Source organism: Vagococcus sp. WN80Y (assembly GCF_059621045.1).
The window spans coordinates 17,789-35,054 of the sequence record NZ_JCAQHY010000131.1 but is presented as its reverse complement, the minus strand read 5'-3'; the positions used below and the strand labels follow the sequence as shown (position 1 = coordinate 35,054).

The following is a 17,266-nucleotide window of genomic DNA, read 5'->3' as shown; positions in this document are numbered from 1 at the left end:
CGGCAATTTCGATTGCTCGGGTTTTGAGAAATTGCCGAGAGAGCAGACTTTTGGAGCGCGTTTGTCACATAATATTCGTAAAATTAGAAGAGGATGAGACAAAAGTCTCATCCTCTTTTTACTATAGTAGTGATTATTTAAGAATGAAATAGTTTAAAAAAAGAAGAGAACACGCTATGGATTGGACTATATAACAGGTTCAAAGGCTTTATCAAGCAAATTTGGAATTAAGTTTTTTATTTTTGGGGTGACATCAGAAACCAAAAGACGATAAACTTTCAAACATATGTCCTAGTCAATAGTGGCTCAAAAAACGAAACTATTTAATAATCAACCAGGGTATAATAAAGTTATTAATTGTAAAGAACCAATTTTTTGGTCCGTTTCTTTGTTGGGGGCATGACTACTTATGTCACAACCCCTATTCTTGTTTTTATACTAGTTACAGTCATAGTAGGTATTGCGATTTGAAGGAAGTCGTACTTAGTGGTACGTGAGTATACGAAACGACCATTTGGGAGAGGATGAGGACCGTTCAGGAAGAAAGAACCAATTTGTCAACCATATATGCTAATTTAACAATAGAAGTAATTATTAACTATTAAATTAGATAAAGGGGATATAGGGATGACGAAAAATGTATTAGTGTTAGAAAATATTGGTAAAAGCTATACAAATCATACCGCTCTAAAGGATATTTCATTAGCGCTTAACGAAGGGGAGATACTCGGTTTTTTAGGCCCATCTGGTGCAGGAAAAACCACAACCATCAAAATAATTACCGGTCAGCTTATCCAAACAAGTGGTAGTGCGACTATTTTGGGACGAGACACTCGTAAAATTGATCAAAAGATCTATGAACAAATTGGGATTGTGACAGATAACAGTGGCGTGTATGAGCGGTTGACTGTTTATGAAAATATGTCAGTTTATGCGGATATTTTAGCAGTAGATAAATCCGTTATTAATAACTTGTTAAAACGAGTAGGACTTTGGGAGCAACGAAAACAAAAGGCTAGTAAATTATCAAAAGGCCAAGGTCAGCGATTAGTACTGGCTAGAGCAGTTCTCCATACTCCTAAGCTATTATTTTTAGATGAACCGACAAGTGGACTTGACCCTGCTACTGCTGGGGAAATTCATCGCTTATTGATGGAGTTAAAGGAGAATGGGATGGCAATCTTTTTAACCACTCACAATATGGAAGAAGCAACGAAGCTTTGTAATTATGTGGCGTTGTTGAATGAAGGTCGGATTGTAGAATTTGGGACGCCTAAAGAGATTTGTTTACGGCATAATGAGGAGAAATCTTATCGCGTTCTTTTAGAGGGGCAAGAAGAGCAGATCTTGGCTCATAATGAAGATACCTTAGCTTCATTAAGTAACTGGTGGCTAACAAATAAGATTGAAGCATTACATTCTTGTGAACCAACTTTAGAGAATGTATTTATTAAAGTAACTGGGAGGGAATTAGTATGACATTTTCAATGAGACGTTTAGTAGCAGTGACGAAACTGAAACTTAAAATGATCCTTAGTAACTTATCTGTCATGACAGGTCCTTTGATGACTATTGGAATGGTTGTTTTATATAAATTGGTCTACACTCAATTGGCTTCTGATGATACCTCACAATTAAGTGGGATGCTAAGTGTTGTTTTGAACATGGGGTTATTGATGAATATAGCGATGGGGGGCATTATGCTAACGTGTACACCTTTAGCTGAGGAAAAGGAAAAAAATACCTTGCGCTCTTTAATGACCTCCTCTATAAGTGGAGTGGAATATTTTATAGGTAGCTTATTGCCACCGCTGGTCATAATGATTGCAACAAATGTGGCAATTGTTTTTATTAGTGGGGTTAATCTTAGCCATTTTAGTTGGCCCGTTTATTTGATTTTCACCTCCCTTGCGAGTTTGGCCAGTTGTATTTTGGGGATGCTAATCGCAATGTTTTCTCCTAATCAGATGGCAGCTAATACCTACTTGATGCCTTTTGCTCTAGTGCTAATGATGGTACCAATGTTTTCTAACTTGACGCCAACATTGGCTAAAATTAGTGGATTTCTTTATACAGGTGTCCTTTCAGAGATGCTAGAGACGTTTAATAGTAGGGAAAACTATGTGATTGATTGGGGGCAAATCGCTGTAATTATAGGGGAACTTTTACTAATTTTTGGTTTGTTTATCTTCTTTTATAAGCGAAATGGGTATGAACGCGATTAGTTTTGTTAAGGGGAGTCACGTTCATAACTAATAGAAAAAGATGGAAATAGGTATTTAATGAGACGCTCAATTTTGAGGGTCTTTTGTTAATTTAATCCTCTTTGAAAATCAAATGTGAGTGTATTTTCTTCATTTCTCTGAATATTTTTTTTGGGTTAAAATGCGAAATGGGTGCTGGCATTATAGTCTAAAAGAGGAGTAAAGATTGTTATAGCAATAAAACCTAAGAGATAGATTAGATTCGGTTATTCGGTTTTAACTTTTGTTTTTTTTAAGCTGCTTATAGTGAGGTCATGAGAGCGTTCGAATTAGAATAGAAGAAAATTGTTGTCTACTCAAGGGTAATTAGCAAAATCAACTGTTGAATTGGGAAGGAAGTTGCAAAACTAGATGAGGCGAGAGAATTATTAGAATGCATTGTCAAAGTTTAATAATGATGATAGCAGCTATAAATAGCAAAGCGTGATAAAAGGCCTCAGCAAAAGCTGAGGCCTTTTAAAGGAGATTTTATTTACTTTGGAGGAGTAAATAATGAAAAAGTTTTGTTAGGGTTGTTTGTTGGTATATTTATAATATACAACCTAAATATGAAAAAAGTGTGACGAAGAATAAACAATAGCGTGAATTATTTATCTTTATTTTGTTCTATGACTTAATCTTAGAAATATGTTATAGAGCAAACGGAATGGAGTAAGTTAAGCTGATTCTTGAAGTATGTCTTTACGTAAAGGCGAAGAAATAAGAAGATTGGGATCTTTAGTTAAATAAGGATTAATTAGATGAGGAATCCAATTAGAAAGAAACAGTTAAGATCTAGATTGATTTATTTTTTTCGAAAAGTGATTGACAGAAAAGTGGAAACGATTTACAATACAAATAGATAAGACGTATTAACACGTATTAAAGGAGGAAGTATGAAAAAGTTAGATTCTAACGCTATGGCACCTTTATATCGCCAACTGTATAACGAAATACTAAGTAAGATAAAAACGAATGAATTTACTGTGGGCGAAAAAATTCCCTCTGAAGAACAACTGATGGCCAATTATGGGGTGAGCCGTGTGACTGTTCGCAATGCGATTAAGCAGTTAGTGGCTGAAAATATTTTGGTGAAAAAACATGGAAAAGGCACCTTTGTCGCGATGCCTGTCTATGTTGAAAGTATGACAGCTGGCGGTAGCTTCACTGAATCAGGATTGAAGATGCAAAAAGAACCGAGCACTAAAATAGTTTCTATTGAGCGAAAAATGGCTTCTAAGGCAATTGCTAATTATTTAGGAGTTGATGAGGATTCAGAGGTGATAGTGATTGAACGTGTCCGCTTGTTAGACAACGAAGCCGCTATTTTTGAAATTGATTATTTTAGAAATAATTTTGGATTTATGGAAGAAATGGCACGTGAAAAGGAATCTATTTTGGATGTCTTGCGTGTGCATGGCGGTTATATTCCCTTGTATTTTGATAATGTTATTGAAATTGCTTTGGCGGATGAAGAAATTGCAACTTATTTAAAGGTGGAAGAGGAAGAGCCTCTTGTTAAAATCAATCAAGTGGTAGTAGATGAAAACAAGCAGATTCTTTATTTTAATGAACAGTATGTGAAGAGCGATGTCTATAAAGTGGCCATCCGTTCTTATAATAAATAATAGGTGGTGGAAAAATGAGACAAGTAATTATTGCGACTCATGGCGATTTTTCAAAAGGATTAAAACATTCCCTTGAGATGATTGTCGGAGAAGCGGCAACAGCTATCGTTACCTACAGTCTTTATCCAGGAGCAAGCGCGAGTGATTTTGCTCAGGAATTACTGGAAACGGTTCAATTACATCAAGAAATAGATTATGTGATATTGGCCGACTTATATGGTGCTAGCGTGGTTAATTCGTTAGTTGAACTGTCCAAACAAGAGAATGTCAGAGTAATCTCTGGCGTTAACTTAAATTTGGCCTTAGAGATAATGCTGACACCAGAGGGGAGCATAAGCAATGCGGCTTTAGGGCAAATTATTGTGAATGCACAAGAAGGAATTAAGGAAGTAAAAATTTTAGCAGCGGAAAATGAAGATTTTTAGGAGAGTGGCAAAGGATGGAATCAAATTTTTTAACAATTTTTAAGGAGAAGAAACCTGTTATCGGGGTGATTCACTTAAAAGGCGACAGTGAAGAAGAGATCGCAGAGCGGGCAAAAAAAGAAATTGATATTTATGTGAAAAATGAGATAGACGGCATTTTAATGGAAAATTATTATGGCAATTATACCCATCTAGAGAAGGCACTAATATACATTACCTCATTAAATTTGACGATTCCTATTGGTGTTAATGTCTTAAATCTTGATGCTTTGGGCTTTCATTTAGCAACTAAATACAATCTTCAATTTATGCAAATTGATTCGGTTGTTGGTCATGTCAAACCGAGAGATGAAGCCTCGTTAAGTGAGTTTTTTGATTTATATCGTCAAGAATGTCAGGCTCAATTAATTGGTGGGGTTCGTTTCAAATATCAACCAGTGCTATCTGAAAAGACGGTTGAAGAGGATCTTGAAATTGCGACATCTAGATGTGATGCGATTGCAGTAACTGAAAATGCGACAGGTCAAGCGACATCAATGGAAAAAATCAATTTGTTTAGAAAAGAGTTACCAGATTTCCCTTTAATAGTTGCTGCTGGGGTGACTGAGGATAATGTGAAGGAACAGTTAACCATTTGTGATGCCGCTATTGTCGGTAGTTATTTCAAGGATACAAGAAAAGATACAGGCGATATTTGTGCTGAGTATGTGGCGAATTTTATGGCTATAGTAAAAGAATTAAGGAGTGAATTAAATGATTAAGAAAGTCAGAGTTGATCATCGATTAATACACGGTCAAGTTGGGTTTACTTGGACAAAATTTTTAGATGCAGATTGTATTTTAATCGCTAGTGATGGATTAATGGCAGATTCATTGAAGATGAGTGCGATGAAGATGGCAAAGCCATCAGGGGTTAAATTAGTGATGAAGACCATAGAGGACTCAGTTAAAGCGTTGAATTCAGGTGTGACTGACAAATATAAGTTATTTATTTTGTGTGAGTCAATCGAGGATGTTTACCAACTAGCCACACAGGTTCCAGCAATTAAAGAAATTAACTTAGGTGGAATGAAAAATGGAGAGGATCGCATCCAAGTTTCTAAGGCGGTTCATTTATCAGAAAAAGACATTGAATTGATTAAGGAAATGACGAAGTTGGGGATTCAACAAATAGTTCAGTTAGTGCCGGATGATAAGGCAACAGAGATTGAAAAACTATTGCCTTAAGAAATGAATGATGGGGAGAGAAAACAATGGAAGTTACGTTTATGAAAGTGATATTGATGTTCTTGATTGCCTTTTTTGCCTACATGCATAGTTGGTTCGGTTCCACGATGTGGAACCGGCCGATTGTGGTAGCGCCGTTAGTCGGATTGGCGTTAGGAGATTTGGAAACAGGAATAAAATTAGGGGCTACATTGGAGTTGGTGTTTATGGGAGCCTTTCCAGTGGGAGCGAGTAACCCGCCTGACTTTGTTTCGGGAACAATTATAGCGACGTCTTATGTCATTATGAGTGGTCAATCGGTTTCGAGTGCAGTTGTTTTGGCAGTTCCGATTGCGACGTTGGTCTTATTGATTGATAATTTACAAATGACCTTTTTATTGACTGGTGCAAGTCATATTGCTGATAAGCATGCAGCTAAAGGAAATATTAAAGGGGTTGAACGGATTCAGGTAATTGCTGGGATTGGGAATAAACTTATTCTTTCGTTGATTGTTGCCTTAGGTTTTTATTTAGGGGTCCCAGTCATTGAAAAGATTCTATCGTTTGTCCCTGAGTTTGTTACTCATGGGTTAGATATTGCGGCAGGAGTTATTCCAGCTATTGGTTTTGCGATGTTAGCACGAATGATGATGACGAAAAAAATGATTCCTTTCTTATTATTGGGTTTCTTATTGGCAGCTTATCTGAATGTGACGGTTGTTGGGATCGCGCTGTTTGGCATCGTAGTTGTACTCATTTTTAATAATTTTGCCCAAAATGAACAAAAGGAGGTAATGGTAGATGACAACGAATTCTAATCAGCAAGAGCAAACAATCTCTTCTGAATCTTCGATTACTAAAAAGGATTTTCGTTCGGTATTCTTACGGTCATTGACGCTGGATTCTTCTTGGAACTATGAAAGAATGCAAAATATGGGATATGGCTATGCGATGGCGCCGATTATTAAACGTCTCTATGAAGATCCAGAAGAGCGAAAAGAAGCCCTTGAAAGACATTTGGAATTTATGTCGGTGACACCTCATATTTCGACATTATTGTTTGGTATTTCGGCAGCGATGGAGGAAGAAAACAGTAAAAATGAGTCATTTAATCCTGCTAGTATTAATGCGGTGAAATCAAGTTTAATGGGACCTATTGCGGGGATTGGTGATTCATTCTTCTGGGGAACGTTGAAGGTGATTGCTTCTGGAGTAGCCATTTCTTTATCAAATCAAGGCAATGTTTTTGGACCAATCATCTTCTTATTGATTATTAATCTCCCTCATTTCATTTTGAGATATTTGTGCTTAAGCAAAGGGTTTCAGTATGGGGCTAAATTTTTTAGTGATTTAGGTGATAGCGGAATTGTAGAGAAAATTACAACAGGTGCCTCTATGCTAGGTTTGATGGTTATTGGCGGGATGACGGCTTCAAATGTGGTTTTTGAGTTAACGGCGAAGGTTGGTTCAGGCGATATAGCGCAACCTTTGCAGGAGTTTGTCGATCAAATTATGTTGGGCTTTTTCCCTGCTGTTTTTTTCTTAGTTATTTATTGGTTATTAGGGAAGAAGATGAAGACGACAACGTTATTGGTTGGTGTTATTGTTTTGTCGATTCTTGTTGCGGCTTTGGGGATTGCTTAAAAATAGGAAAAGAGGTTCGGAGGTTATCCGAACCTCTTTTGGCATAGATGAAGAGAATGTATATTTTTATTAACTATTTAAGTGGTACGGGAATAGTAACTGAATGAAATTTTTAAACTGCCTTGACATTTTAAAATTGAATGATTATAATTTGGTCATGTAAACGTAACCGACAGATGGGTGATAACTATTGCTTCGTGTAAAAAAAGTATTTAACAACAATACTGTCCTAGTCAATGACTCTAAAGGCTTAGAGAGAATTTTAATTGGACGTGGTATTGCGTTTGGGAGTAAAGTTGGGCAACTCATTGATGAGTCGAAAATTGAGAAAACATTCATCGTGGATTCTCCTGAGGTAACTAATAGGTTTATCCAGCTGACAAATGACGTGCCTATTAATCATTTAGATTTAGTGACTCAGGTCGTCAAGGAGGCTGAAACAGAGCTCGGACAAGTCTTTGATGAAATGGCATATATTGGTTTGGCAGACCATATTAATTATGCAATCAGCCGCTACAAACGTGGACATGAGATAAAAAATGCCTTGCTACTTGAGATAAAGAAATTTTATCCACGAGAGTACCAAGCGGCATTGAAGTCATTGAAAACAATCTCCTATTATGAAAATATTCATATGATGGAGGATGAAGCAGGATTTATTGCCTTACATTTTGTGAATGGTCAGGAAAAAAATGATATTGATTATACAGTGATGTCCACTGAGATATTAAAAAAGGTCGTATTGATTTTAGAAGATATGCTGTCAATCACCTTGAACGAAGAGTCATTAAATTATCTTAGATTTGTGACTCATTTGAGGTTTTTCTTGCAACGAATTTCTAGTAATTCCCCAAGAGAAAAAGGGACACCAGAAATGCTCAGTCAAGTGATTGAACTTTATCCTAAGGCGAACGAGTGTGTTGAAATCATTGCAAAATATATTCAGGAAAAATTGACTTGTGAGATTTTTCCAGAAGAAAAAATGTATTTAACGTTGCATGTGCAGCGACTAATTAAATAAACAGGGATTGTAACTGACTAATCAGGCAACACCCAAATAAGAGGCTATGCTCTCTTATTTGAGTGTTGCCTTTTTATAGTGCTTTAAAATAAAAAGAGAAAGTGGGCAGAGAACGATGCAGAAGTATCAGCAGTTGGTAGAGTTCATTATTAAAAATGTAGGAGGAAAAGAAAACATTTTAAGTGTGACTCACTGTATGACAAGATTACGATTTACGCTGAAAGATGATAAAGTAATCAATGAAGAGGAGCTACTTACTTCTCCAGATATCATGACAGCACAGTATGCTGGAGGGCGCTATCAGGTTGTAGTTGGAACTCATGTAGCAGATGTATTTGCTGTTATGCAACAAACTTTGGGACTTCAAACTGAAGAGGTTGAGGAAGAGAAAAAGGGTGGACTTAATCGGTTGATTGAGATTATTACTAAAGTTATCACGCCAGTTTTGGGCATCTTAACGGCGTCAGGGTTACTTCAAGGGATATTGGCATTATTAACTGTAACAAACTTATTAAGTACGACTGATGGCGCCTATATTATTTTACATGCAATGGGACAAACGGCGTTTTATTTTCTACCGGTTGTATTGGGGTATACAAGTGCCAAAGCTTTCAAACTCAACCCATTTGTAGGGATGATTTTAGGTGCGACGTTGGTTATTCCAGAACTGATGACGGGATTATTGACTGATAAGGTTTTATATACGCTGTTTGAAGGAACTATTTTTCAAACACCTATTCACAATACCTTTTTTGGATTACCAATCCTCTTTCCGGCAAATGGTTATCAATATTCTGTTATTCCCATTATTTTTATTACCTTTCTTGGTGCTAAAGTAGAGCGATTTTTAAAGAAGGTTGTTCCTGATTTATTGGCTCATAATCTTAATTCCTTTTTAACAATCTTAATTACGTTTCCTCTGTCTATTTTAATTGTGGGGCCTATTACTAATGTACTGAGCTCATTGATTTCTGCAGGAGTTTCAGGCTTATACGCAGTATCACCAGTCTTGACATCGGTCGTTGTTGGAACCCTTTATCAACCGCTAGTTATCTTTGGTTTACACTGGCCGATGAGTGCAATTGGTATTAATAATCTGGCTCAAAGTGGTGTGGATTACATTTTTCCAATGTCATTTACCGCTAATTTTGCCCAAACGGCTGTTGTTTTAGCGGTCTTTTTAAAGACGCGTTCAAAGGAACAAAAAACGTTAGCAGTTCCAGCAATGATTTCTGGTTTATTTTGTATTATTGAGCCAGCGATTTACGGGTTTAGTTTACCAGTGAAAAAACGGTTTGCTTTTTCCATGATTGGTGGCGCGGTGGGCTCGCTAATATTGGCTGTTTTTTCAACAAAAATGTACGCTTTTGCTTTTGGAGTTTTAGGGTTTGTTTCGTTTATTAATCCTGAAACAGGGAGTTTAAACGGTTTATTAGTAGCATTGTTCGCGACAGCTGTGACAATGATTGTTGCTTTTGCATTGACTTATTTTACTTTCAAGGAACAGGACGATCGGCTTGATCAACCCAAAGAAGCGTTAATCAATCCTGAAATAGTTGCTGCGCCAATAGAAGGGGAGATGCGGTCAATTGAACTGGCACAAGATAATACATTCTCATCAAAGGAATTGGGTGAAGGTGTCGTGATTACGCCAAAGAATGGCAATTTAGTATCTCCAATAGCAGGAACGATTGAGACGATTTTTCCAGGAGGACATGCGATTGGAATCGTTGGAAATAGTGGGATAGAGGTATTAATTCATGTCGGAATTGATACGGTGGAGCTAAAGGGGCAAGGGCTCGAAGTGCTGGTGGAACAGGGACAAAAGGTGTTGCTAGGAGAAGCGTTGGCAAAGATTGATATTGCCGCAGTGGTTAATGCCGGATATAATCCTGAAACAATGGTAGTCGTAACCAATACCCAGCAATTTTTAACCGTGATACCTGAACAAAATGAATATATAAAAACTGGTAAAAAAATAATGACAGTGATCCCATTTAATCGTGCAAACGTAAGTGAGAGCACAAAACTGGAGGGCGTATATTAATGAAAGAGCGTGTATGGGGTGTTTTGGCTGGCGGAGCTTTAGGCGATGCCATGGGGATGCCAACCGAGTGTTGGTCACAAGAAAAAATAAAAAGAATTCATCCGAATGGGGTAAATGAGTTGTTGCCCTCGGATGAGTCAGATACTTTTGGTCGAAAATTGGTGGCTGGTTCCATTACCGATGATACTATCAATATTTTGATGATGGTTAACATGATTAAGAAAAATAAAGGTCAGATTAGTGTGGAGGATTATATTGCTGAACTAGTTGATTGGAACACAAATTCTGGTGTATCGGAATTTGTATCTGGGCCTTCTACATTACGGGCTTTGGATCAAATTTCTAAAGGTGTACCGATTGAAAAAATAGGCATATCTGGTACAACCAATGGTGCCTCAATGAAAATTGCACCTATTGGTCTAATTAGTGATTATAAGGACTTAACGAGTTTGGTTGAAAAAGTGCATCAAATTTGCTTGCCGACCCATAATTCAACTATTGCGATTCAAGGTGCAAGTGCTGTTGCAGCGGCGATTAGCTATGTTGTACAAGGGGGAAACTCTATCTCAGATATTTGGGATATTGCTTATAAAGCCATTGAAGTTGCCAGTAATTATGGCCATGATTTCCCATCAGCTTTTTTATCCTTTAGAATGAAAGCTGCTCAAAAAATTCTTTCTGATGAGACTGATAAAGAGATTATCTTAAGCAGACTTTATAATGAAATTGGGACAGGGATGGAAACCATTGAGACCATTCCGAGTGTTTTTGCAGTAGTTCAGTTGGCTGAGGGAGACCCATTTAAAGCAGCGAAGTTAAGTGCTGAAATAGGATGGGATACGGATACAATTGGTGCGATCAGCTGTAGCATTTGTGGAGGAATGAACCCAGTTATCTCTAAGGAATTAGTCGCTAAAATTGAAACTGTTAATGAGATTGATTTTGATCAGTTAACTGAGGATATTTTCCCCTTTTTAGTCTAAAATATTAACTATATTAGTGATATTGAGCTACTCTCGATTGTAATTAATTGAGAGTAGTTTTTTGTCGAACTCGTTCTGTGGCTTGATTCCAGTTTATTTGGTGCTATAAGTAAGTAAGAATTAGTTTCATAGAGGCTATTAGAGAGCCCAGAGTCAGTAGAGGAGGAAAATAGATGGTGACAGAAAAGAAATTCGCCGAAGGGAACAATTCCTGGATTAATATAAACTCTAGTGTGTTTGATAATCGATCCGATTTATACAAAGAGTACGGGATCGACAATGAAATTATTTCTTATGCTTTAGACAAAAATGAACGAGCACGGGTTGAGTATGATAACGAATTAGAGACATTAATATTGATTTATAATGTGCCGAAAAAAAGAAAAGATGATAATCATTGTGAGGCAATCCCGATGACCTTTTTGCTTAAAGATCATCAAGTAGTCACGATTTCTAATGAAGATAATTCGTACATCATCCCTCATATGGAGAAGTATTTAGAAAAAAATCCCGATGTTTCAATTTTTGATTTTGTTTTTTCTTCGTTGTTTATTATTACGGATAATTATTTTCCAATGATTGAAGAAATGAATAAGGAACCAAATTATATCAATAGTATGTTGAAGAAGAAAACGACGAAAAAAAATCTATTAGCGCTATCTGACCTTGAAACAGGGGTCGCTTATTATATGTCTGCGACAAAGCAAAATGCGGTATTATTAGAGCCATTGAAGACTAATGCTATTTATCGGAAATTGACTGATGTGGAAAAAGAGCAGCTTGATGATATGCTTATTGAAGCGGGACAATTAGTTGAAATGAGCCAGCTGACGTCTCAAGTTTTAGAACGTTTGTCTGGTACGTATAATAATGTATTAAATAATAATTTGAATGATACGATGAAGATTTTGACTGTACTATCTATTTTATTAACAGTTCCAACAATTGTGACCGTTTTTTTGTATGAACATGCCGTTACCGTTTGAGCAAAATATCTTAGGCTGGATTTTTGTTATTGGAATTAGCTTAATTGGCTGGTTTGGTTTATCGCTTATTTTGAAATAAGTATTTTATAGAATTAATTAGTATTATGAAGTTAACAGATGTGAGATAACTCTCGGAATAGAGAGAGTTAGTTTAAGGTATTTTGATGGTGCCAGACGTAAAAATCATCTGATTTATTCATTATAGTTATCTTTGTGATAAAGTGACTAAATGTGATATGCTTGGAGGCGTAAAAGCATAAGATATCTAGTAAGGAGTTAAAAGCATGAGTGACTTATATACACTAGCAGTAAGAATTGCTAAAAAAGCTCATTATGGTCAAATGGATAAAGGGGGAATTGAGTATATTCAGCATCCTTTATACGTAGCGAGTCAGATGACGACAGAAGAGGAAAAAGCGGTGGCTTTACTGCATGATGTGATCGAATCGTCTAATTATACGATAGACAGCTTGCAGAAAAGTGGACTACCAGATACGGTTGTAAAGGCGGTCGATTTATTGACGATGAAACCCACTCTTGGTTATGACAGTTATTTATTAGCAATTAAGCAGAATGAATTAGCGAGGAAAGTTAAGTTAGTGGAGTTGAAGCATAATTCGGATTTAAGTCGAATTTCTGAGATAGGTATCGAAGACTTTGAACGAGTTGAAATGTACGAGAAGGCCATTGCATATTTGGAAGAAGCAGTTGTTTAGAATTATCAGTCTAATAAAAAGCAATAAAAGGTAAGGCAAACTATATGTTATTTTTGTCTTACCTTTTTTAAGTTATTTAGATTTAAAAACATGGCATAATTTATGTCGTTTGTTCATCAAGATAGGCCTGTTCAATGATAGTGCTCAATTCAACAGCAGCGTCAATTCCATATTCTTGATTATCTGGTAGCGATGGATCATCGACGAGAGCAGAAAAGACTTCAATTGGATAAGGAAACTGAGCCAAGGATTGACCAGTTATAGTCGTTTTAGACTGGTAGCGCTCATCTATATCTGATTGTATTAGAATTGTTTCACCTACGTCAGATCCAGGTGAACCCAAGACGATTAAAGAGCCTCTAGTTCCGATGATTTCCAAATAGTTGTCACTTGCAGTTGTGACAAATGAAGTGTAAGCAGTGCCAATCGCTTTATTTTCAAATTCAATAAGTGTCGTAGAATTATCATCAATTCCCTTGCCACCAATTTCAGTCATTAGATTCTTGACTCGAACTGACTTACCACACAGATAAGGCAGTAAAGCCAGGCCGTGACAGCCTAAATCAAGTGTCACACCGCCGCCTGTTTGTTCCACATCATACCAATAATCAGGTAGCCAGTCTTGTAGCACCCCAGCATGAGCACGTCGGAAATAAATAGAGACGACATCTCCCAATGTTCCTTTATCAATTTCATTTTTGGCGAAATGATAACTACCAGAAATTAATGATTCTAGAGATAAAATAAAGCGACAATCACTAGCAGCCAGAGCGGCTTTAATTTCAAGAGCTTCTTTTTTTGTGGTAGTCATTGGTTTATCGACAAAAATATGTTTACCATGCGCAATAGATTTTAATATAAGATCTTTGTGTGTAGTTGTTGCAGCCTCAATGATAACTGCGTCAACCCTTTGATCAGAAAGAACTTTCTCTAAATCTTTTTCATAAGTCCCACCATATTTTTGGGAAGCCGCCAGACCTCGTTTTTCATTTAAATCCCAAACATAGAGACAAGTATCTGAGGGGATTTTACTTAAGAAGCCTTCTGTATGGACATGCCAATCGGTTAGTAGCGCATATTTCATCTGAGTCATCCTTTCAAAACTAGTGAGACATAAAGTCGTTTTGCTCTGAGTGCTACACAGCCTAAATACCTAAGCGATGTAATATATCTGGTATAAAAAAGTTGTGACTTATATGTCATGACTCCTTTATTATACGGTTTCATTTGGTAGAAAGCAATTGCTAGAAAGCGCGTTAGTGCCTGGAAGAGTGCCTGTGTTATACTGGGAGATAATTAAAAAGTAGTTAGGGCAAGTGATAAGCCAAAAAGGATTTTAGATTTGTTTTCTAGAAAAGAGGAAAGGGTGATAGGATGATTGAAAACGATTGGTTAATGAGGCAGTTAAAGTCAGTTGGAACTGGTATTGGACTGATATTAAAAAAAGAGCTTTCTTCTATTGAGCTTGGAGAGATCGAAGTGAGTGAGGGGGAGTCGGTCTCTCGTAAAGAATTAATAATGACTCATTTAGAGGCAGGTGAGTTTCAAGACGCTTTTCTATTAGTCAATGCTTTGAAATATAAGATGTCCTTTTATGAATTTAAGCTAGTAGCTAGTTGGTTTATCAAATATTTAAAAAATATACGACAGAATCAGCAGGACGCTATTTCTTCAGAACAAATAGCTAACTATCAAGAAAAATTAAACGATGTACTTTAAGCTCAAAATTGTCAGTTTAACTGTTATTTAAAAGCATAAAATTGACGCTAATTAACAGGCGGAGTATCTAACGTATGGCCTGAATAATTAGCGTCGTTTTTTTTTAATCGGACGATTTGAATGTAAACTTCGTCGAATCAGTCGACAGAGAGTAGCGTATTCAATTAAAGAGCGATAGTGTTTTTTTGACAGATAAACTTTTTTGGTTAAGGGGACTTTTTTTACTTCTCTCAAGTAGCTATATTTATCTCTATAAATAAAGGATTCGATGTCGGTTCTCTGTGAAAAATTCAGAGCATGTTTTGGAAATTTTTTTTTGTAGCGGCTCCAAAAATATTCTAGATGCTTGACTGAGTGAATCAACTTTCTAAATTCTGATTTGCTTATAATAATCTCGATCACATCCTACTAAACTGTATTATATAAGGATGGTTAACTAAAATCAATTAAAATTCGGATTTAAATATAAGGATTTTCAATAAATGTGTTATTTTAATTGTTCTTTAATGAGGTGGTAGTCGCAATTTTGGGGTGTTATGTTTCATTTCTTTTGTCTATATTTAGTAGAACTTTATTGTAAATAAACCTGTTATGTTATTATGAGAGTAAGGATTGAAGGAAGCATGTAGAATATTTGGTGGAATAATCAGTTTATATAGACTTACCTTTCGACACACCTCAAGGAGACGTTTAATGAACAGGAATCTTTTTTGTGCGATTAACACATTTAATGAAAAAGAAATGATGCCCAATAATAGAGAGTGTCTTGTTGAATTCAAGAGTAGGGGACTTTTTTGTAAAAAGTAACAAAAATAGCGGCGGTTATTGTATAATAAAACTGGTAATAGGTGCGTGAGATTAAGAATTTTTAGAGCATTCTCCCTACTGGTTTATTTTTAGATAATCTGACAGTTAGATTTAATAGATAGATTAAATAGTCAGAGTAGTGAGTAATCAGTAAGGCTTTTCAGATTTTATCAAAAATTTATTAAAATCTTAATCAGACTGACAAGAGCAGAAGCACCTTATTTTATTAGCGTTGAGCACCTTTTTTATTCGATTGTTAGGTAAGTCGAGGATTGAGTTGGATTTATTGATGGAGAATCAATTAAAATAGTTTTATAATTGGAGAAGGACTCCTAGAAATAAAAAGTGAGGGGAAAAGATGAAATTAAACGACGTATTAGCCTATTGTTTCTTGGTAGAGCCTTTGGATGCTGAATGGCTAGAGAAAGATATTCAGGTTGTGACGCAAGATACAAGACAAGTAATTGGAGGGAGTTTATTCATTGCGATTGCAGGAGCGAAGTTTGACGGTCATGACATGATTGATGAGGCTGTTAAGCAAGGTGCTGTAGCAGTTGTTGTAGAAAAACGACCTGTTAATGAGACTCTACCTTATATTTTAGTACCAGATACGAAAAAGGCTCTGGCAGAGATTGCCAATGCTTTTTATCAGAATCCAAGTGAAAAATTGAAGGTTGTTGGCGTAACTGGGACAAATGGTAAAACTACTATCACTCATTTAGTGGATCAAATAGTGAGCCGATTAGGGCATAAAACCGGTATTATCGGGACGATGTATAACAAAGTTGATACGGAGGTTATTCCGACTATTAACACAACGCCAGATAGTTTGACGCTCCAGAAATTATTACGTCAAATGACGGATGTAGGAGTTGACGTTTCTGCTTTAGAGGTCTCATCTCATGGACTAGCTCAAGGGCGGACGTGGGGAATTGACTTTGATGTTGTGGTATTTACCAATTTTACCCAAGATCATTTGGATTTTCATGAAACAATGGAGGAGTACTTTTTAGCTAAAAGCCTGCTATTTTCTCAGCTAGGGAATACTTACACAGGTAAACGAAAATTGGCCGTGATTAATCGTGACGATAAATATGGTCGAAAAATGGCTGGCTTGACGAGCATGAATGTGGTCACTTATGGCTGTCATGGCGAAGGAGATCTGCAAGCTAAGGACATCCGAATCGAATCAACGGGGACTCATTTTACTTTAAGCTTCCATGGGACATCGTATGAGGTGCAGACTCAGTTAATTGGTGAATTTAACGTTTATAACTTACTTGCTGCGATTGGTGTAGCGATTGGGATTGGTTATGATTTTGATCGTGTTATTGCGACAATCCCTCAAGTAGAGCCAGTTAATGGACGGTTCCAATTGGTTCCTAATAAAAAGAAAATAGCCGCAATTGTTGATTATGCTCATACGCCAGATGGTTTGGAAAATGTGTTAGAAACAGCGCAACAAATTGGCAAGCAAAAGATTTTTTGTGTGGTAGGCTGTGGTGGTGATCGAGACAAGACGAAACGACCGCTGATGGCGAAGATAGCGCTAGACTATGCAACAACGGCCATTTTTACAACAGATAATGCGCGATCAGAAGATCCCAAGCGTATTGTTGAGGACATGATTGCCGGTAACGATAAGGATAATTATTTGATTGAACTGGACCGAAAAAAAGCCATTCAATTGGCGCTAGACTTAGCTGTAGAGGGTGATATCGTATTAGTAGCTGGTAAAGGTCATGAAACCTATCAAATAACAGCGACAGAAACGATTCATTTTGACGATAGTGAAGTCATTCGTGATTACGAAATAAACAATTAGCAAACAAAGGAAAGAA

The 17,266-nt window shown here is 36.6% G+C and carries 16 protein-coding genes; 15 read left to right on the top strand and 1 reads right to left on the bottom strand.

Translation table 11 applies throughout. The annotated features are described in order from the left end of the window. The first annotated feature begins 627 nt into the window (after positions 1-627). The 13 genes from AC5KOD_RS06805 to AC5KOD_RS06745 all read left to right on the top strand — a co-directional run bounded on the left by AC5KOD_RS06805 (position 628) and on the right by AC5KOD_RS06745 (position 12,899). Positions 628-1,479 (top strand): ABC transporter ATP-binding protein, encoded by an 852-nt coding sequence (locus tag AC5KOD_RS06805; protein ID WP_496913788.1) that lies wholly within the window; start codon positions 628-630, stop codon positions 1,477-1,479. Continuing rightward, a complete protein-coding gene (locus AC5KOD_RS06800; RefSeq protein ID WP_496913787.1) occupies positions 1,476-2,225 on the top strand; it encodes an ABC transporter permease in 750 nt (249 codons plus the stop codon). Before AC5KOD_RS06805 ends, AC5KOD_RS06800 begins: the two co-directional genes overlap by 4 nt. A gap of 914 nt (positions 2,226-3,139) precedes the next feature. Further along, the gene (locus tag AC5KOD_RS06795; RefSeq protein WP_496913786.1) at positions 3,140-3,871 is read left to right on the top strand and encodes a GntR family transcriptional regulator; all 732 of its coding nucleotides are present in this window, start codon (positions 3,140-3,142) and stop codon (positions 3,869-3,871) included. Between the two features lie 14 nt (positions 3,872-3,885). Then, a complete protein-coding gene (locus tag AC5KOD_RS06790) occupies positions 3,886-4,296 on the top strand; it encodes a PTS sugar transporter subunit IIA (RefSeq protein ID WP_496913785.1) in 411 nt (136 codons plus the stop codon). A gap of 14 nt (positions 4,297-4,310) precedes the next feature. Next, positions 4,311-5,057 (top strand): BtpA/SgcQ family protein, encoded by a 747-nt coding sequence (locus tag AC5KOD_RS06785; RefSeq protein ID WP_496913784.1) that lies wholly within the window; start codon positions 4,311-4,313, stop codon positions 5,055-5,057. Then, positions 5,050-5,523, top strand: coding sequence for a PTS sugar transporter subunit IIB (locus tag AC5KOD_RS06780; protein WP_496913783.1), 474 nt, complete (start codon positions 5,050-5,052; stop codon positions 5,521-5,523). Before AC5KOD_RS06785 ends, AC5KOD_RS06780 begins: the two co-directional genes overlap by 8 nt. Before the next feature lie 26 nt (positions 5,524-5,549). Next, positions 5,550-6,320, top strand: coding sequence for a PTS mannose/fructose/sorbose/N-acetylgalactosamine transporter subunit IIC (locus AC5KOD_RS06775; protein WP_496913782.1), 771 nt, complete (start codon positions 5,550-5,552; stop codon positions 6,318-6,320). Then, positions 6,304-7,146 carry a PTS system mannose/fructose/sorbose family transporter subunit IID gene (locus tag AC5KOD_RS06770; RefSeq protein WP_496913781.1) on the top strand — a complete coding sequence of 281 codons (843 nt, stop codon included), beginning with the start codon at positions 6,304-6,306 and terminating at the stop codon, positions 7,144-7,146. Before AC5KOD_RS06775 ends, AC5KOD_RS06770 begins: the two co-directional genes overlap by 17 nt. A 190-nt stretch (positions 7,147-7,336) precedes the next feature. Further along, positions 7,337-8,167, top strand: coding sequence for a BglG family transcription antiterminator LicT (gene licT / locus AC5KOD_RS06765; protein WP_496913780.1), 831 nt, complete (start codon positions 7,337-7,339; stop codon positions 8,165-8,167). 115 nt (positions 8,168-8,282) lie between these two features. Continuing rightward, on the top strand, positions 8,283-10,214 hold the full coding sequence (locus tag AC5KOD_RS06760) for a beta-glucoside-specific PTS transporter subunit IIABC (RefSeq protein ID WP_496913779.1): 1,932 nt from the start codon (positions 8,283-8,285) through the stop codon (positions 10,212-10,214). Next, positions 10,214-11,197 carry an ADP-ribosylglycohydrolase family protein gene (locus AC5KOD_RS06755; RefSeq protein ID WP_496913778.1) on the top strand — a complete coding sequence of 328 codons (984 nt, stop codon included), beginning with the start codon at positions 10,214-10,216 and terminating at the stop codon, positions 11,195-11,197. Before AC5KOD_RS06760 ends, AC5KOD_RS06755 begins: the two co-directional genes overlap by 1 nt. A gap of 173 nt (positions 11,198-11,370) precedes the next feature. Further along, on the top strand, positions 11,371-12,183 hold the full coding sequence (locus AC5KOD_RS06750; protein WP_496913777.1) for a magnesium transporter CorA family protein: 813 nt from the start codon (positions 11,371-11,373) through the stop codon (positions 12,181-12,183). 284 nt (positions 12,184-12,467) lie between these two features. Then, positions 12,468-12,899, top strand: coding sequence for a GTP pyrophosphokinase (locus AC5KOD_RS06745; protein ID WP_496913776.1), 432 nt, complete (start codon positions 12,468-12,470; stop codon positions 12,897-12,899). Positions 12,900-12,999: 100 nt separating this feature from the next. Here AC5KOD_RS06745 and AC5KOD_RS06740 read toward each other — a convergent pair whose 3' ends face one another. Beyond that, entirely contained in the window at positions 13,000-13,983 is a 984-nt protein-coding gene (locus tag AC5KOD_RS06740; protein ID WP_496913775.1) for a Gfo/Idh/MocA family protein, read from the bottom strand. A gap of 290 nt (positions 13,984-14,273) precedes the next feature. Between AC5KOD_RS06740 and AC5KOD_RS06735 the strand changes: the two genes are divergently transcribed. After that, the gene (locus AC5KOD_RS06735; RefSeq protein ID WP_496913774.1) at positions 14,274-14,618 is read left to right on the top strand and encodes a hypothetical protein; all 345 of its coding nucleotides are present in this window, start codon (positions 14,274-14,276) and stop codon (positions 14,616-14,618) included. Positions 14,619-15,783: 1,165 nt separating this feature from the next. Then, complete coding sequence (locus tag AC5KOD_RS06730) at positions 15,784-17,250, top strand: UDP-N-acetylmuramoyl-L-alanyl-D-glutamate--2,6-diaminopimelate ligase (RefSeq protein WP_496913773.1); 1,467 nt, start codon at positions 15,784-15,786, stop codon at positions 17,248-17,250. Positions 17,251-17,266: the final 16 nt, after the last annotated feature.